The 16584-nt window shown below is 41.1% G+C and carries 13 protein-coding genes; 7 read left to right on the forward strand and 6 right to left on the reverse strand.

Features of this window, described 5'->3' with window-relative positions; translation table 11 throughout:
- Positions 1–82: 82 nt before the first annotated feature.
- From C2869_RS21185 to C2869_RS21195, 3 genes are all read left to right on the forward strand, one after another.
- Positions 83–430: a PDZ domain-containing protein gene (locus tag C2869_RS21185; protein ID WP_108604807.1), complete on the forward strand. Its 348-nt coding sequence runs from the start codon at positions 83–85 to the stop codon at positions 428–430.
- Between the two features lie 102 nt (positions 431–532).
- Entirely contained in the window at positions 533–925 is a 393-nt protein-coding gene (locus C2869_RS21190; protein WP_108604808.1) for a hypothetical protein, read from the forward strand.
- Positions 926–1032: 107 nt separating this feature from the next.
- Positions 1033–2394, forward strand: a complete 1362-nt coding sequence (locus C2869_RS21195) for an MFS transporter (RefSeq protein ID WP_108604809.1) — start codon at positions 1033–1035, stop codon at positions 2392–2394.
- A gap of 388 nt (positions 2395–2782) precedes the next feature.
- Here the strand turns inward: C2869_RS21195 and C2869_RS21200 are convergent, their stop codons facing one another.
- From C2869_RS21200 to C2869_RS21220, 5 genes are all read right to left on the reverse strand, one after another.
- Positions 2783–3445: a hypothetical protein gene (locus C2869_RS21200; protein WP_108604810.1), complete on the reverse strand. Its 663-nt coding sequence runs from the start codon at positions 3443–3445 to the stop codon at positions 2783–2785.
- Positions 3446–3594: 149 nt separating this feature from the next.
- Positions 3595–4260: a hypothetical protein gene (locus tag C2869_RS21205; RefSeq protein ID WP_108604811.1), complete on the reverse strand. Its 666-nt coding sequence runs from the start codon at positions 4258–4260 to the stop codon at positions 3595–3597.
- Between the two features lies 1 nt (position 4261).
- The gene (locus tag C2869_RS21210; RefSeq protein WP_108604812.1) at positions 4262–4552 is read right to left on the reverse strand and encodes a hypothetical protein; all 291 of its coding nucleotides are present in this window, start codon (positions 4550–4552) and stop codon (positions 4262–4264) included.
- A gap of 76 nt (positions 4553–4628) precedes the next feature.
- Positions 4629–6623, reverse strand: coding sequence for a hypothetical protein (locus tag C2869_RS21215; RefSeq protein ID WP_108604813.1), 1995 nt, complete (start codon positions 6621–6623; stop codon positions 4629–4631).
- 322 nt (positions 6624–6945) lie between these two features.
- Complete coding sequence (locus C2869_RS21220; RefSeq protein WP_108604814.1) at positions 6946–9390, reverse strand: TonB-dependent receptor; 2445 nt, start codon at positions 9388–9390, stop codon at positions 6946–6948.
- A gap of 798 nt (positions 9391–10188) precedes the next feature.
- On the opposite strand from C2869_RS21220, the gene C2869_RS21230 reads away from it, so the two are divergent.
- Complete coding sequence (locus C2869_RS21230) at positions 10189–10731, forward strand: hypothetical protein (RefSeq protein ID WP_108604816.1); 543 nt, start codon at positions 10189–10191, stop codon at positions 10729–10731.
- 210 nt (positions 10732–10941) lie between these two features.
- Here the strand turns inward: C2869_RS21230 and C2869_RS21235 are convergent, their stop codons facing one another.
- Positions 10942–11304 carry a response regulator gene (locus C2869_RS21235; RefSeq protein ID WP_108604817.1) on the reverse strand — a complete coding sequence of 121 codons (363 nt, stop codon included), beginning with the start codon at positions 11302–11304 and terminating at the stop codon, positions 10942–10944.
- A 220-nt stretch (positions 11305–11524) separates the two neighbouring features.
- Between C2869_RS21235 and C2869_RS21240 the strand changes: the two genes are divergently transcribed.
- From C2869_RS21240 to C2869_RS21250, 3 genes are all read left to right on the forward strand, one after another.
- The gene (locus tag C2869_RS21240; protein ID WP_108604818.1) at positions 11525–11917 is read left to right on the forward strand and encodes a hypothetical protein; all 393 of its coding nucleotides are present in this window, start codon (positions 11525–11527) and stop codon (positions 11915–11917) included.
- Between the two features lie 156 nt (positions 11918–12073).
- Positions 12074–13366 (forward strand): efflux RND transporter periplasmic adaptor subunit, encoded by a 1293-nt coding sequence (locus tag C2869_RS21245; protein ID WP_108604819.1) that lies wholly within the window; start codon positions 12074–12076, stop codon positions 13364–13366.
- Positions 13367–13387: 21 nt separating this feature from the next.
- On the forward strand, positions 13388–16516 hold the full coding sequence (locus tag C2869_RS21250) for an efflux RND transporter permease subunit (protein ID WP_108604820.1): 3129 nt from the start codon (positions 13388–13390) through the stop codon (positions 16514–16516).
- The last annotated feature ends 68 nt before the right edge of the window (positions 16517–16584 follow it).

Raw genomic sequence — 16584 nt, forward strand, 5'->3', positions numbered from 1 at the left:
AACATTTATTTAACAAATTATTGAACTTTTGCCTTAAGCACCGTCTAATAAGCACGGAGACAAGATCAACATTGGGTGTAATATGAAAATGCAAACAGGATTAATCGCCTTAAGCTTATCGTTTGCTGGTAACAGCTACAGCGAGGAAGAGAAAGCCAACCTCGGGTTAAATTTAGATGTCGGCGTTAGCGGATTTTTTAGTTCCGTGCTTGAAACAGCCGAAGTGTCTTTTGTCGAATCAGATTCGCCAGCAGCCAAAGCTGGTTTACAAGTCGGTGATAAAATTGTTGCAATTGATGACTGCCAAGTACCTGGGTGCCTAACATCAGACGCCAAACAACGGCTAAAACGTCAACCTGGTGACTTAGTGCCTATAGTGATCCAACGCGATGACGATATTCAATTTTATACAACGCTAAAAGTCGAATAATGTAAACATAATTACATTCCGTTATACTGTCGTCAGCTATCAGCATTGACGCCGATAAGTCATTGCAAATCACCCAATTGGCAAATAAACGACATTACGGATATGAACAGCATACTTGCAAGTTACAAAATTTCGCTCGGTACGTTAAATGCGCTAACCCATGATATTGCCGAAGTGATCGCCGACGAAGGTATCGAGATCGACCTTGATATGGTGCACGAATACCACCAATGCCTAAAACAACACTTCACTTCTCCTTGCTCAGTATTAGTTAATAAAAAAAATACCTACACTTATACGTTTGATGCGCAGCTAACCATAGGGACAAGTGAACAAATTAAGTCCTTGGCGATTGTTACTTACAATCACGCAACCGAGATTACCGCCAAAAACTTAGCAAACTTCCCAAGAACAAAAAGTTGGGACACTCAATTTTTTACTGACCGGCAAAGCGCCATCGACTGGTTAATACAAAGGCAAAGCCAAGCCGATTAATCTCGCATAATCCCTAATTTCTGCTACTGCCATCAGGCAAACAATCTGCTACAATCGCGCGCTTATCAAACCCAGCAATCATAAATTCGCCAAAAATTAGTAGATCTATGTCCAATCAGCTTACCCGTTACGAAAAAAAGATAGCCTCAGCCTGTGCCAGTGTATTTGGTTTACGTATGTTAGGGTTATTCATGCTGATGCCTGTTATGGCGGTTTACGGTCAAGACTTGCAAGGCTTCTCGCCATTGTGGGTCGGGATTATCATTGGTGCCTATGGCCTTACCCAAGCCCTATTACAAATTCCCATGGGCTTGCTTTCCGATAAATTTGGTCGCAAACCCATAATCTTAATCGGCTTAGTTTTATTTGCGATTGGTTCACTGGTCGCCGCCAATTCCGATCATGTTATTGGCGTTGCGCTTGGCCGCTTTTTACAAGGTATGGGCGCTATTGCGGCAGCCGTTCTCGCGTTAGCCGCTGATGTCACTAGAGAAGAGCAACGCCCGAAAGTGATGGCAGTTATCGGCATGTGCATTGGTTTATCTTTTGCGGTGGCCATGGTACTCGGCCCATTAGTTGCAGCGAACGCAGGCATTCACGGTATTTTTTGGCTTACGGCTATTTTAGCTGGGGTCGGTATACTCATTGTGCTTTTCGCCCTACCGAATACGGTTAACCGAGGTGCCCAGCGCGATGCGATTGCTGTACCAGCCCAGTTAGGTCAATTAATTAAAAATAGTCAGTTACGCAGCCTAAATATTGGCGTGTTCTTTTTACATCTTCAATTAACGACTTTGTTCGTTATAATTCCTGGGTTATTAGTGGCTTCCGGTATGAGCTCCGAAAAACACTGGATGCTTTATCTACCTGCCTTATTATGTTCCTTTGTCGTCATGGTGCCATTACTCATTTGGGCCATGAAAAAGCACAAAGAAGCCGCCGTGTTTAAAATATCCATCAGTGTATTGGCGCTGTCCATGTTGGTTGTTGGCTGGGTTCAACAACAAACCTCGGTATTGATCGTAGCGTTAATCACGTTTTTTGCGGCGTTTAACTACCTTGAAGCAAATTTACCTGCATGGGTCAGCCGCATAGCACCAGCAGGACAAAAAGGTTCGGCAATGGGTATTTTCTCTACTTGCCAATTTGCAGGGGCATTTTTTGGTGGGGTTTTAGGTGGTTGGTTACTACAAAACACCAGCGAATTTGTCGCATTAGTCGCGATAGCAGCACTTGCCTTACCTTGGTTGTTGCTCAGCACCAAACTTAGCCTACCTAAACGCACCAAACCACGTACAGTCAAAGTCAATGTGGTCGATCACCATTCAGCCGAAACCTTAGCCGATCAGTTAGTTAAATTACCCGGTATTGAAGAAGCGGTAGTATTTGTTGAAGAACAACAAGCCTATTTAAAAGTATTGCCAGATGAGTTAGATCAACAGCAATTAGAGGCATTAATTAAAGCTTAACTCGTAGGCGAGACTTTAGTCTTGCTCTTTTGGGTTAGGTTTGTAAGCTTGGTTTGCTGGCTCTACAAGCATAAATGCTCGTCTACAAAGGTCAGGTTTGCAGGCTTGTGGGCGAGACTTCAATCTTGCTCTTTTGGGTTAGGCTTGCAGGCTCTACAAGCATAAATGCTCGTCTACAAAGGTCAGGTTTGCAGGCTTGTGGGCGAGACTTTAGTCTTGCTCTTTTGGGTTAGGCTTGCAGGCTCTACAAGCATAAATGCTCGTCTACAAAGGTCAGGTTTGCAGGCTTGTGGGCGAGACTTGGCTTCCAAGCCCCTACTTTTGGTAGCCTTGCTCTTTTGGGTTAAGTTTGCAGGCTCTACAAGCATAAATGCTCGTCTTGCAAAGGTTAACTGGCGTGGCGTGCGGTGTTAGTGTCGACAATTTCCACCACATACCAACCTTGTTCTTGCAAAGGTTCAATACGGGCAAATAAATTGGCTTGTGGTAATGGAAAACTACAAGGTTTGAATATTTTACGGTTAATTTTGTGCAGCATATCTAGCTGTATCGATAAGTTATTCGCTTCTAAAACAGCTTGGCCCGACAACTCGCTTTTCTGTTTAGCTAAATCATTTACACAATAAATACTGCCAAGTTTATCAATACAAATACTATTTTCTTGCTGATTCAAGATACGCTTTACAACTTGTGGCACCGACTTTTGCTGAAGATTGCTAAAATTAGTTACGTAATATTTAAATAACTCATAAGCTTGCAACATCATAGCATTAACGGGGTCTGCTGCAGTTAATATAACAACTAAGCCACCACAATTAATTTCATAGGTTTTAGCCGTCCCCCAAAATGCCGTGCTACTAGTGATTTTGGCATCAAAAACTGTGTTGCCATCTTCTTTGATATGAACTTCGAGCGAACGCCAAGCTAGTTTTTGCTCACATACCGCAAAGGCTGCTGCAACATCTTCATGAAAAAATTCATAGGTGTCATCTATGCCTTGATGAATAGCAACAGACACAGCAAAAACCGCTTGGGTAACTGTCATTTGCATAATTAACTCTCTGCTAACTCTTTGCGTAAAAGTTACATTTAGGCCATAAAACTAAGTCCTGAGTACTGACTACGCAATTTAATGTCGTACTGGCAATCCAAGAGGAAGTGACTTTGTAGAAAGAGTACAAAGCCACTCTCGTACGAACATTAAAACGCTGACGTTTGCACAACGTCGGCAGTTGTAGTCTCAAGTGGCTTAATATCTGATAAGTCACTAACGATATACAAACTACCTACCTTTAATGCTTTGCCTTTAACTATTTGATTAATTTCTAATGATTCAAAGCTGTCACAGCTCAAGCTTGGAAAATGCTGACCAAAGGCGACAAAATCGGCTTGGGTTAACCAATCTTCTAAATCAGCTTCGTAGTACACACCACCAAGACGGTCGCAAACAAAACCTGGCTGGTTAATATGCTTAAGTATCTTGTATGCACGCTCTAAATCAGCTGTTGGCGGGTAAAATGCCTCGCCATTTAACCAATCTTGCAATACGGCCTGTATTTCTTCATCGAATTCGGTAGCGCCGGTAAATTCAAAAACAAATTTAACAATGCCGTATTCAACTTTGACATCACTGCTAACTGCAGTATCAGCATCTAATTGACCAACGCTAAGCGAGTCGATCACCATGCCTTCATCCGACTGAATAACAATTTCACAGCGAGCCAACGAACCTTGTTCTTTATTTTGTACGCTGGTCATAAAATCTACAACCAAGCTTTCGATAGACTCTAGTTCATCAGCAGCTTCAACCACGCGTACCGACTCAATGATTAAATAATAAAGCTCTCGGGCTGTCGTCATTAACATCTTAAGAGTCCTCAGTGCGTGGTTCGATTAATGGTGATTTAGCATTTGGATTAAAGCTATCGTCTTGTAAGCGACCACCGCAAATAGGCAAGTGACACATATTGGCGTGTGTATTTATAAGAGTTCTTTTTTCAACAGTTGTTTCTGTTTTACTGCTAGTCGTAAATAACGAACCTAACTGTGAATTACTTTTTATTAACGCGAATGATACGGCCGCAATTAATGAAACAATAGCGACCGCATTAATAGTTGAATTTTTAGTGAATGGAGTAATGTTGTTTGAGATCTGCATTTTTTTATACCTTGATGCTTAAGTAAATTTCGAGGCTATAAAAACGCAGAAAAAGAAAATTTACACCTAATAAAACCTAATAACGCCTAATATTAACTCGATTTAGTTTCATATCACCGCTATAACTGTAGCCCAATACCCATTTCAAGTCCTTATCATAACGTATTGAAAATACAGTTATTTTCACATCATGACTAGCGGTCACCCCGTTACTAAATTCGGTAACTTGATTAAATCCTTGCAAACGCAATATTTTGTTTTTAAATACATCGTACTGTAGGTGGCCACGTACATTAAAGTTACTAATCTCTGTTTTTTCCGTTTTTGACTCAAGATCAAATGAAAATAAATCATCACTATTATTACGCAAATAATAAACATCGGCTGTTTTCGCATAACAGTCAGCGATAGGATCTCGAACATTTTCAGTAACCAACTGCATTGCTGAGTTAGTTAAATCTAGGCGATAAAGATTATTGATGTCGTATTCTTCAAGTGTGACAAAAATTTGTTGGTGGCAAACATCGGTGGCACCGGTCACGATATTGTCGGTTAACAAAGGGGTAAGTAAGCCAGTATCAAAGTTTAATTGATACAAGGTATTACTAGCCAAGACAAAGACTTGGTTATCCTCAGATAATAAAATATCGTCAATTTTATAGTTAGCAGTTAAATAGCTAACTTGGCGCGATACATCTTTACTGACATCTTCAAATATTTGATTAATACCAAAGCGATCACTGACAAAAAAGCAAGACGAACTAGAACAGCGATAGGTTTGGTCATTGGCTAAAGTCGCGATACGATCTTGGTATGTAGCGCCTTTATCTTTAGTTGACACCGCATCATGTACTTGGAACTGGCCCGAAGTATAATAAAGCTGCCCATTAAACACATAAGGGTTGATTAAATCAGCGTACAAATCACGTTGGAGAGGTAATTCATGGATTTGCTCATTATCCATATCAAATAAAAGTAAATCGCCATTACTTTCAAAAATCAAATTACCGTCAAGCCAAGTTAAACCATTGCTATATCCATCTAAAGTATGTAAAACCTGTGACTCTTGAGTTTTAGTTTTTTGCAAACGAATTTGTGTTTGGCCTGATACGTATCGAAAGTAAGCCAAGTGTGCCCCATCATTTGAAAGAGCAAGATCATAATCACCAACATTGCCATTGTTTAATAAAGTAATGCGCCGCTCGCTACCTGTCGTTAGAGCCTTTGCATATATATTAAATGGCTGGGAGGTATTTTCTCGCTTAGTAAAATAGAGCGTTTTATGATCTTTTGTCACCGCAAATCCACCTACCATTACCCCTGGCCCACAATCTGTAATAAATTTGGCTACAGCTAGATCTAAACTAGGCAATTCATTAGCAAATATCTGACAACGTCCATCCGTTTCTGTCTTAATATAATAAACATTATTATCAACAATATATGGGAAATAGTACGACGTTGTATCCGTCGACTGACCTAACAGCTGAACTTTTGACATGTCGTTCAAGTCTTGCAAATATAGGGAAAAACCAATATCACCGTGCTTACGGTGGGTATAAACTAAATACCTATCGTTAGCGGCAGAATGCAAAGCTTGTCCTTTCATTGAACTGACTGGCGTCGGTTCAGACAAAACCACATCTAGCTCATTGGTTGTAAAGAGAGAGGCAATGAAATACCCGACAAAAATCACTAGCGAAATAGCAATACCAATATGGGCTAACGACAAACGCTTACTTGGTATTTGCGGTTCAGCATCTTCAGCTAATTCAACTATATTGGCTTTAATGGTATAGCCTTTACGTGGCTCGTTAACCAAAATATCGGCACCTAAAATACCTCTCAGGTAGTTAATTTGCTGATAAATACTTTGTTCACTTACATGCCGGCCCCAAACTGCTTGGCCTATGTCATAAGTCTGCACATAGTCTTGTTGTTGGTGTAATTGACTGGTAATTAAAAAAAGTAAGACATCACTGGCAGTTGTACGCAATGATATTTGTTGGTCACCATCAACGATTTGTTGTCGTTGTGGATCATAAATGAGGTGGTTAATCTGGTAGCGCATCGCTAAGTCTTTTGAGTGTAACTCAAATATTGTTATTGAGAGTAATACAACGTAAAACTGACTTAGTACCTTAACTCAAAAGTGTTGAACGGTTGTATTCATTAGCATTTACTAAATTGCTAATAAAAACGAGCTCAACATGTCATCACTTTTGTGTCGGAATACTAAGACCCTTATCCCCTTCCCTTGAATTGTATTTAGCTGAAGCTGGATATAAGCTTAAACTCATAGTTTTGGCTGAATATTGGCCTAAAGAGCAAACTACAAAAAATCAACTAAGTACTTGTTTGGAAAAGGTGCTCGTTCTGAACAACTTAACTGGTCAGAACTGGTATTTTACATTAAACCCAAAAGTTCTAGGTTGCAGTGAAATAATACGTCCTTCATCACCTCGTGCTGCACTAAAACTTTTACGTGACAATTCCTGCGCCAATATCGCTCCTTCATTAAATATATTATCAAGATAGAAACTCAGGGTTAACTTATCTAGCTCTGTGACCAAAGACAAATTGGCAACACTAAAGCTATCAATGTTAACGGCTTCTATATCCGCTTCAGGTGTATTAGGGTCACCCGCATTAAAATACCCATTTAATCGATCGCCCGTATACTGCGCATTTAACATTAAGCTGTGCGCACCAAGTTCTGAAGTAAAAAACCATTTAACCGCGGCAAAATGCTTATTATCAGCAATACCAATTAACGGATTACCGACTTGTAATTCAGGTAACGCTGTATCATTTAAGGCTGATATTGCATGGTCAAGATAAGTGGTGGCCAAGTGTAATTCAACATGCTCTCCCAGCGACAACTTAGCTTCAATATCTAGCCCTTTAATCTCGGCTTGCCCACCGTTAGCTGTATAGCTTAACGAAGTTTGGCTATCTAACAAACCCAGTTGGATATCCGACCAGTCTTGTTTATATACAGCTGCTTTAACCGACCAGTCTTGTTGAGCGTATTTAACCCCGAGTTCAGTTGACGCGAGTTCATCCGACTTAAATTCAGTTAAGGGCTGCGTACCGTCAGCTTTAACTAATATACGATTTATTCCACCGGGTCTAAACCCCTGTGAATAAGAAAGATAGGTTTGTAGGCCAAATTTTGCGTAATTTATACTTGCAGACAACAAGTTGCGCTCATCTTGGCTAGAAAACAACCAGTTTGAAGCATAATTATTGGCAACCTGTTGCTGAACTTGCTGAGCATATTCTTGGGTTGTGATCTGCTGTTGGGCATGTTGCGCAAAAGCGGCAGAGGCAGACACATCGCCAAAGTAGCCGCCTTGCACATAATCATTTTCTATAGCTAAACGCACCAAGCGTTGCCCAATAGAAAAACGCCAATGGTCAGCTAAGGTTAGGTCTACATTAGCAAACAGGCTTTTTTGTTCGATATTTTCCTGACGATCTGAAAAAAACCAAGTGTCGTGACCTATAACACCAAACGTATTAGGGTCAGATTGTGCTGCGGCTTGATAATCCTCATGCCAATAAAACGGGATATAACTGGAGTAAGCGGTTTCGATCCCTTGGTAAATTTCTTGCTGCTGCCAGTTGTTATGCTCTTTGGCGTATTGGCCACCAAAGGTCAGCAGCCAATGTTTGTTCTGATATTCAGACAATAACTCTAAATTGTATTTACGAAAATGAATAGGACGGTTACGGATCGAGTTAGCAGGTTGGCCATGATTTAATTGTGCATCAAGCTCGGCATTATAATTTGAGTTGAAATCGCCTACCCAGTAATCCAAACCTTGTGAAACACGACTAAGATCTTCAATTCTTTTATATTGGCGATCCACCACTGAGCTATTTAACGACAGGGTCAAGTCCGCTATTTGATGACTTACCAATAACTCAGCTAAGGTGAAGTCATCAGAAAAGTGCTCTCTGAAACGAGCCGCCGCCTTATGACGACCAAAATGATTTAAGTTAGGGTTCCAATTACTTAAGCCACCGGTTTTTTGGTATTGGTGGTGAATTAACAAATTAACTTCAGTGGCATCAAAATCATATAACGCTGATAAACGCAGACCTGTGGTATCAAGATAGTTGATATTTTTTTCTGGCTCGACACCTAAGTGAGCCATTTTCTCGTAAGTTGTGGTGTTAACGTACCCCAGATTATCGATCCATCCACCGACTTTATCTTTAAATACTGACAGGCGGTAAGCGGATTCTTGACTGTTAGCCAAATTAACCGTTGAAGATAAGTGGTAACCCGCACCACCACCTTGCACCTGCGACATACCAAGCGATGAAGTCAAGGAATTATCAAACGTCGGCTTATTAGGGATATAAGCAATCATGCCCCCCATAGCCGATTCACCGTGTAATAAAGATTGCGGCCCCTTAACTAGCTCTATACTTTGCATGTCGATAGGTAACAAATCTGGCGTCATACCGGTTTGCGCGATTGAGGTTTTACTAAGAAAGACCGAAGTTAACGGCTTTTGAAAACGGCTAGACGGCAAGCTAACCCCACGAATAGCAATACTTTGCTGCCCTGGACCAAAACCTGGAGAGTAAGATGCGCTAGGCATTAATGATATGGCGTCAGCAAAACCTGTTATATGCAATGAGTCGATATCATCGGCCGATATTAGCTCAATATCTTTGGCAATTTGCTGTAATGGCGTTGCCTTTTTTAACGCTGTAATTGAAATAACTTCAATATCTTGCCAATTTTCATTAGCAGAAACTGAATGCGAAACTAGACATAAATGCGCACAGAAGCACAGTAAAACGTTATCGAGTTTTTTCATTATATTTCTTATCTACAGGAAAGGGGGTTGCCGAATTACGACGCATTACAAATAAAGATTGTCACAATCTTTAACTTGAGAATGATTATATTACTGAAATTAAACAAAAATAAAGGATTGATAGTACCGCAAAATCACAGAGAAATATCGAAATATTGGTCAGTTCACAAATATTTTAAAAAACCCCCTAAACCCCTGAATATAAAGAGTTATTTTTTCAAAACAAGTGATTGAATGTTAGCGGCAAGTCGCCATTTTTTATGCACCTTTGTTGCAACCGCTCACTTAAATATTGCGTTTTACGATAGATTTTTATTACATAATTTTAACAGTAATTAGAGGTAATTTACATAACAGCGCTTAAATTTCAGCCAGATAAGGAAAGTCAGCTAAATCAAGCCTATGAATGAGTCGAACGAACTCTCGTACTTTTTCAATTTAATTTTGATTAGTTGAAACAATGCTAGCTATTTTTGTAGGTTCGACGCTTGCGTCGTATTTAAAGCTTTTGACGAAGCAGCAGCTTCGACCTACAAAAGATTCAACAGATCATTTTTTATTGAAACAGTACTAGCGCTTTCCGAGCCAATTACTCAACTTCGAAGCCAAACCTATAGCAAAAATCTTATTCTGGGTTAACTCTATGTCATTAACGATATTAATCATAAAACTCGAGCAAGAAGACTATACCTACATGTATTAAGCGGATAGCGTAATACAATTAGGACAATGTCTCACATCTAAAACCCCGTATATAAAACTATAATTAAGCCGTTAAGAATGGATATCACGAGGACGATGATGATTAACGTTATCACTCACTTCATCAAAGCTTACGAGCAACTACATTTATTAGCCGAGTTATACCCTGAACTTGGCAATTTCTATTATGGCGCGGACCGCTATTTAAAGTATCACGCACTAATCAATACGCGCGTGTTTCTCAATAACGGCGGTGACGCGGCGCAACTGTGTGAAGTTGCTAAACGCATTGGCTTGTCGAACATAGGTTACAATTTCGCATATGAAAGTACTTACCTAGCGAAAAACCAAGACGTTAATCAAACCTCGCGAATTTTACAGGATGTAATGGACAATACAGAACAAGCTTGTATTTTACTGGCTAACTTGGCGTTATTAATTTCAAACAATGAGCAAAACCCACAAACCTTAATTCAGTTGATCGGACAAATTCAAAATGCCGAATTGAATGATGAATTTACAGAAAAAAATAAGCAGTTATTATTAGAACTAGTAGAAGCCCAACAACTTAGGCTAATGCAAATGCCAAGTCCAATCAGTGCAATTGAATCACCCCAAGCACAGGTTATGGTTGCCTAATTTATAATCTGTGCGAAGTTTTACAGAGGTGGGATGTTGACGAGCATTTCTGCTTGTGAACCTGCAATTGTAGACGAGCATTTATGCTTGTAGAACCTGCAAGCATAACTCAAAAGAGCAAGTCTAAAGTCTCGCCCACAAGCCTGCAAGCCAAGCCTATAAGGTAACGTGAATGGGGAGAATCCCGCCCCCCAACTAAGCAAACCGTTTTTATAAAACCTTATTCACTGTCGCAATTAGCTTGTCTGGGCTAAACGGCTTAACAATCCAGCCTGTAGCGCCTGCGGCACGGCCTTCTTGCTTTTTATCCATTCCGGCTTCTGTCGTCAGGAGTAAAATAGGCGTAAATTTAAAAGCAGCTATATCCCGCACTTGTTTAACCATAGTAATACCATCCATCACAGGCATGTTGATATCACTTATTATCAATTTAATATCGCTGTTATTTTTTACCGCATCTAAGCCTTGCTGACCATCTTTAGCTTCAACAACTGTGTGACCCGCCCCTTTCAAGGTAAATGCAGTCATTTGGCGCATTGATGTTGAGTCATCAACGATTAAAATCTTCGCCATTTTCATCTCCGGTTTTTATGATTTTCAACGCTAGCATAATGCGTCATTTTTGCAGGTATGTGCGCAAGAATAAACGCAATATTTAAAAAATAGGTTAAAGCGGCTGCTAAAAGCTAGTATTAACCAACAATGTCTTTGTACCTTATAAGTAATCTTAATGATTAACTATCGTTTTTTTGCGATTTATTTCATAATATAAAACGAGACTTAAGGAAGTGAGATGATACGCAGCGTTATTTTAATTGTTTTATTAATCACGGCTAACTTTGGCGCCCTCGCCAAAGCGTACTCGTGCGTTAAAATGACGAACCTGTCTGCACTGCAATCACCGCAAAATGAGCACAAACAAAGCTCAAATCATGATTGCTGCCCATCTCAGAAAAAACAGCAAGTTGAAGTACAAGTCAGCCAGTTGCCTAACCTACAAGCCGAACAACAAAATCAAGCTGAAAGTAATCTGTGCCAATGCCCTGAGCAATGCACATTTTCATTAGGCTTTAGTTATGTTGCAAAACCGCTATCTGCACCCATCAATTTAGACGGCAAACCAAATTATTATCAAACGACTATTGTGGTCAATATTCAGCCCTTATTACGCCCCCCCATCTCCTAATTAATTATTTGTTTATCAAAATTAATTCGCGAGTTACTCATGCTTTATTTTTATCGCATATAGTCTTCTCGCTCAGGCCTTATGGTTCATTGTCAGCGCTTTGACTATAGATGAGAGAGCTAGCGTTGCCATACATTATTAATTAAGAGATTTATCATGTTTAACGCATTTAAAACTTATGCTTGGTTAGCTAACTTCTTGTTGCTAACAAGCTTATTGCTTTCTAACCAAACTTGGGCAGCAAATGAGCATTTATTATCAGATTTACAGCCAGCACCTGCGGCCTTACCCAGCGACACAGCTCAAGCGACGCCAATTTACATGTGCCCTATGCATCAACACATTAAGCAAGACAAGCCTGGCGTGTGTCCTATTTGCGGCATGGATTTACAGCTTAGTAAGTCAACAATTTCAACCTCTGAACTCGGTATTGAGCTGAGTGGTGAATTACAACAAAGCTTGGCAATAAAAATAGAGCCGGTCGAGATAGGGCCATTGTGGCGTTATTTTGCAACAACGGCAGAGGTCAATTATAACGGCGATAACACCCACCATTTTCATTCTCGCGTATCGGGTTGGATCCAACAAACCGATCTCACGTCTGCCCAAATGCAAGTTAAGGCTGGGCAAGTGTTATACACGGTGTATTCGCCCGAGTTACAAGTTGCACAAAATGATTTACTCAATGTCATTGATGTAACAGGCAATAACCCTAAGCAAGCGGAACATAAGCGCCTGTTAAGCAAAGCCAAGCAACGCTTAACCCTATTGGGTGTTAGCCCTAGAGTGATAAACCAAGTAATAAAAGAAAAGCAAACACTGACTTACGTACCATTTTATGCCAGTCATGATGGTATTGTGATTAAAACAATGTTGGCTCATGGCATGTATATTGAACCTGCCACACAGCTTTTAAGTATTGCTGATCAATCTTCATATTGGCTGTCGATCAACATTCCACAATCTCGTCGAGATTGGTTTACCTTAGGCACTGAATTTGATGTTAGCGCTTTTGGTCAAGCACAAACCTTAGTCAGTGGCAGTATTGATTACTTTTATCCTGATCTCCATGTCGCGAATCAAACCCATATAGCTCGCTCAACGATTCAAGCTAGCACGTTAAAAGTGGGGCAAAAAGTTAAAGTGGCCCTGTATGGTGGACGGGTAAATGAACAACTGCATATTAATCGCCACGCGTTACTCAGTTTTGCCGATACGACTAACCGCGTCGTGGTAAAAAATAAAGCAGGACAGTTTGTTATTCGACCAGTCAAGGTTAGCCTTCTAACGCAGGAACGGGCAGCTATTAGCCAAGGTTTAGAAGCTGGTGAGTTAGTGGTTACTTCTGGTCAGTTCTTGTTTGATTCAGAAGCGTCGTTACAGCAAAGCATCAACCAATTAAATAGCAACCAAGCTGTAGAGCATGACGCAAGACATCAGCATCATTAATAACACGGACATAAAAACACTATGTTGAACTTAATTATTGATGGTGCCATTAAGCAGCGCCAAATCGTGTTGATGCTGAGTATTTTGCTAACGCTTGCCGGTATTGTCGCTATACAAAATACTAAAATAGACGCGATCCCCGATCTATCTGACACGCAAGTCATAGTCCATGCCGAATTTGCCGGTTTACCTCCCGAACAACTGGATGAACAAGTCACTTACCCTCTTAGCCGCGAGTTACAAAGTGTCGCGAAAGCAAAAACCGTGCGCGCTTATTCGTATTTCGGTGAAGCCTTTTTATACGTTATTTTTGAACAAGGTACAGATATTTATTGGGCGCGTAGCCGTGTACTTGAGCAATTGTCTCAAGCACAAGCTAGATTACCCAATCAAGTTAAAACACGAATTGGCCCAGATGCCAGTGGCGTAGGCTGGGTTTATCAGTATGCGTTAATTGATCCTAGCCAAACTCAAGATCTAGCCGAATTAACCCGCTTACAAGACTGGTATCTCAAACCTAATTTACAAGCTGTGCAGGGTGTAGCTGAAGTCGCCACGGCCGGAGGCATGCAAAGCCAAGTGGAGATTGTGCTAGATCCGCTAGCGATGTCAGCTTATCAGGTCAGTTTAAGTCAAATAAAATCTGCGGTAACGCGCCATAACCAAAGCACTGGCGGCGGTATGTTGGAATTGGCTGAACAGGAAGTCATGTTAGTGAGCAATCAAACCCTAACATCACTAGAGCAGATCCGCCGTCTGCCGATCAAAGCCAATTTAAATAAAGCTATCCAACTCGCCGATGTAGCCGACGTGCGTTGGAGCCCTGCTTTTCGCCGCGGGGTGACCGAGTTAAATGGCAATGGGGAAGTGGTGAGCGGTATTATTGTTATGCGCCAAGGTGAAAACGCCTTAACGACAATCACGGCGGTTAAACAAAAGCTAGCGCAAATTAAACAAGGGTTACCGACTGGCGTTGAAATTGTTGAGGTTTATGACCGCTCACAACTCATACATCAAGCCGTCGATAACTTAAAACACAAGTTACTGCTCGAAATGCTGTTAGTAGCCGCGGTGATCATTGTATTTCTTTGTCATTTAGGCTCTAGCCTGATTGCGATTATTTGTATTCCGTTATCAGTCGCTTGCGCTTTTATTGTCATGCAACAATTTGGTGTAAGCGCCAACTTAATGAGTTTGGGCGGTATTGCCATTTCTATTGGTGCGTTAGTGGATGCCGCTATTGTGATGATAGAAAATGCACATAAACACTTATTGCAGTTTCAACGTCAGCATCAACGCTTGGCACAACCTCATGAGCATTGGCAATTAATTGGCCACGCTTGTCGAGAAGTCGGCCCCACCTTATTTATTTGCTTGTTGATCATGACCATTAGTTTTTTACCGGTATTTGCCTTAGATGGCCGTGCGGCTCTGCTGTTTACGCCATTGGCTCTTACCAAAACTTTAAGCATGGCGGCCGCTGCCGTATTAGCAATAACGCTTGTGCCTGTGTTAATGGGATGGTGGATCCGCGGTAAAGTGTTAGATGAACAACAACACAAATTAAGCCTTGGCTTAAGTCGACTGTATCGGCCTATTTTACAAATGAGTTTAAACTCGCCCAAAGTTAGCATTGTTATTGCCATCTTAATTTGTGGTTCTGCTTACTGGCCGCTCTCGCAGTTGCAGTCAGAATTTATGCCAGAGATCCGTGAAGGCGATTTAATGTATATGCCGACAACGCAACCCGGCATTAGTCTACAAAAAGCCTCGCAACTGCTACAACAAACTGACAGGCTAATCAAAAGTGTGCCTGAAGTGAAAAGCGTATTAGGCAAAGTCGGGCGCGCGCAAACCGTAACCGATCCTGCCCCTGTCACTATGTTAGAAACCATCATTCAATTTAAGCCAAAATCTGAATGGCGAGCCGGCTTTAACCAACAAGACATCATTAACGACTTAGACTCTCGCTTGCAAATACCAGGCTTAACCAATGCTTGGGTACAACCCATTAAAACCCGAATTGATATGCTATCCACTGGGGTTAAAACACCATTGGCGCTGCAAATTAGTGGCTTTGACCAAGCTGAATTACAAACCCTAGCCACACAAGTGCGCACGCAATTAGCCAAACTAGACGTTGAGCAACACCTGTTCGCCGAGCAGCCCAGTTCTGGCAACTATCTTAATATCGAGCTAAAGCCACAAGCGTTACGCGAATACGGCATGACAGTGAGTGACCTACATGTTTGGATAAACCAAGCCATAGGCGGGCAAACTTTTGAGCAAATGTTCAAAGCAGAAGAACGTTTTGCGATTAAATTACGCTTGGCTAAAGCTTATCGACAAACGCCCGAAGCCATCGCTAGTTTGTTAATTGATACACCAAGTGGTGCGCAAGTCACATTAGATACACTCGCCTCACTGAATTTTACTCAGGGCGCAAGCTTAGTTAAAAGCGAAAATGGCTTAAAAACCGCCACCTTGTTTATTAGTACGCAGCACAACGCGCAAGACTATATTCAACAAGCTACGCCTTTGCTTAAACAAGTAGACTTACCTGCACGCTATTTTGTGACTTGGTTAGGCGATTATCAGCAGCAACAAGCGGTTACCCAAAAGTTATTGTGGATAGTGCCTGTCGTGCTCTTACTTATTTATATGTTGCTGTACTTAGCGTTGCAAAGTCATAAACAGAGTTGGATTGTGTTAAGTGTTTTGCCTTTTGCGTTAACTGGCAGCCTTTGGTTTATTTATTGGATGGAGTTTGCCATCAGTTTAGCGGTTATCATTGGCATGATAGCCTTAGCGGGTGTCGCGGCCGAGTTCGCTTTGGTAATGTTGCTGTACTTAAATCAAGCAAGAAAAAATCCAGATACTTCCCCCCTACTAAATAGCGACTCAAGCCTTAATAGCGGAGACAGTAAGGCGCTCATTATGCAAGGTGCTCTGCAGCGTATCCGCCCTAAAGTGATGACTGTCGCCACCTTGTTATTAAGTTTGTACCCTATGTTTATTGGCCAAGAAGTCGGTTACGAAGTGATGCAGCGCATAGCGGCACCCATGCTAGGCGGTATGATTTTAGCACCACTAGCTTCGTTATTATTGGTGCCGGTTTTATATAACCTAATCAAGCCCAAAGTTTTGTAGATACGAGTTGTTCATTGCATAAGCCAATCTAGCGGTTGTAGAGCATAAGCTTTACACCGCTCGTGCTT

The organism is Saccharobesus litoralis (assembly GCF_003063625.1).
GTDB lineage: Bacteria > Pseudomonadota > Gammaproteobacteria > Enterobacterales > Alteromonadaceae > Saccharobesus > Saccharobesus litoralis.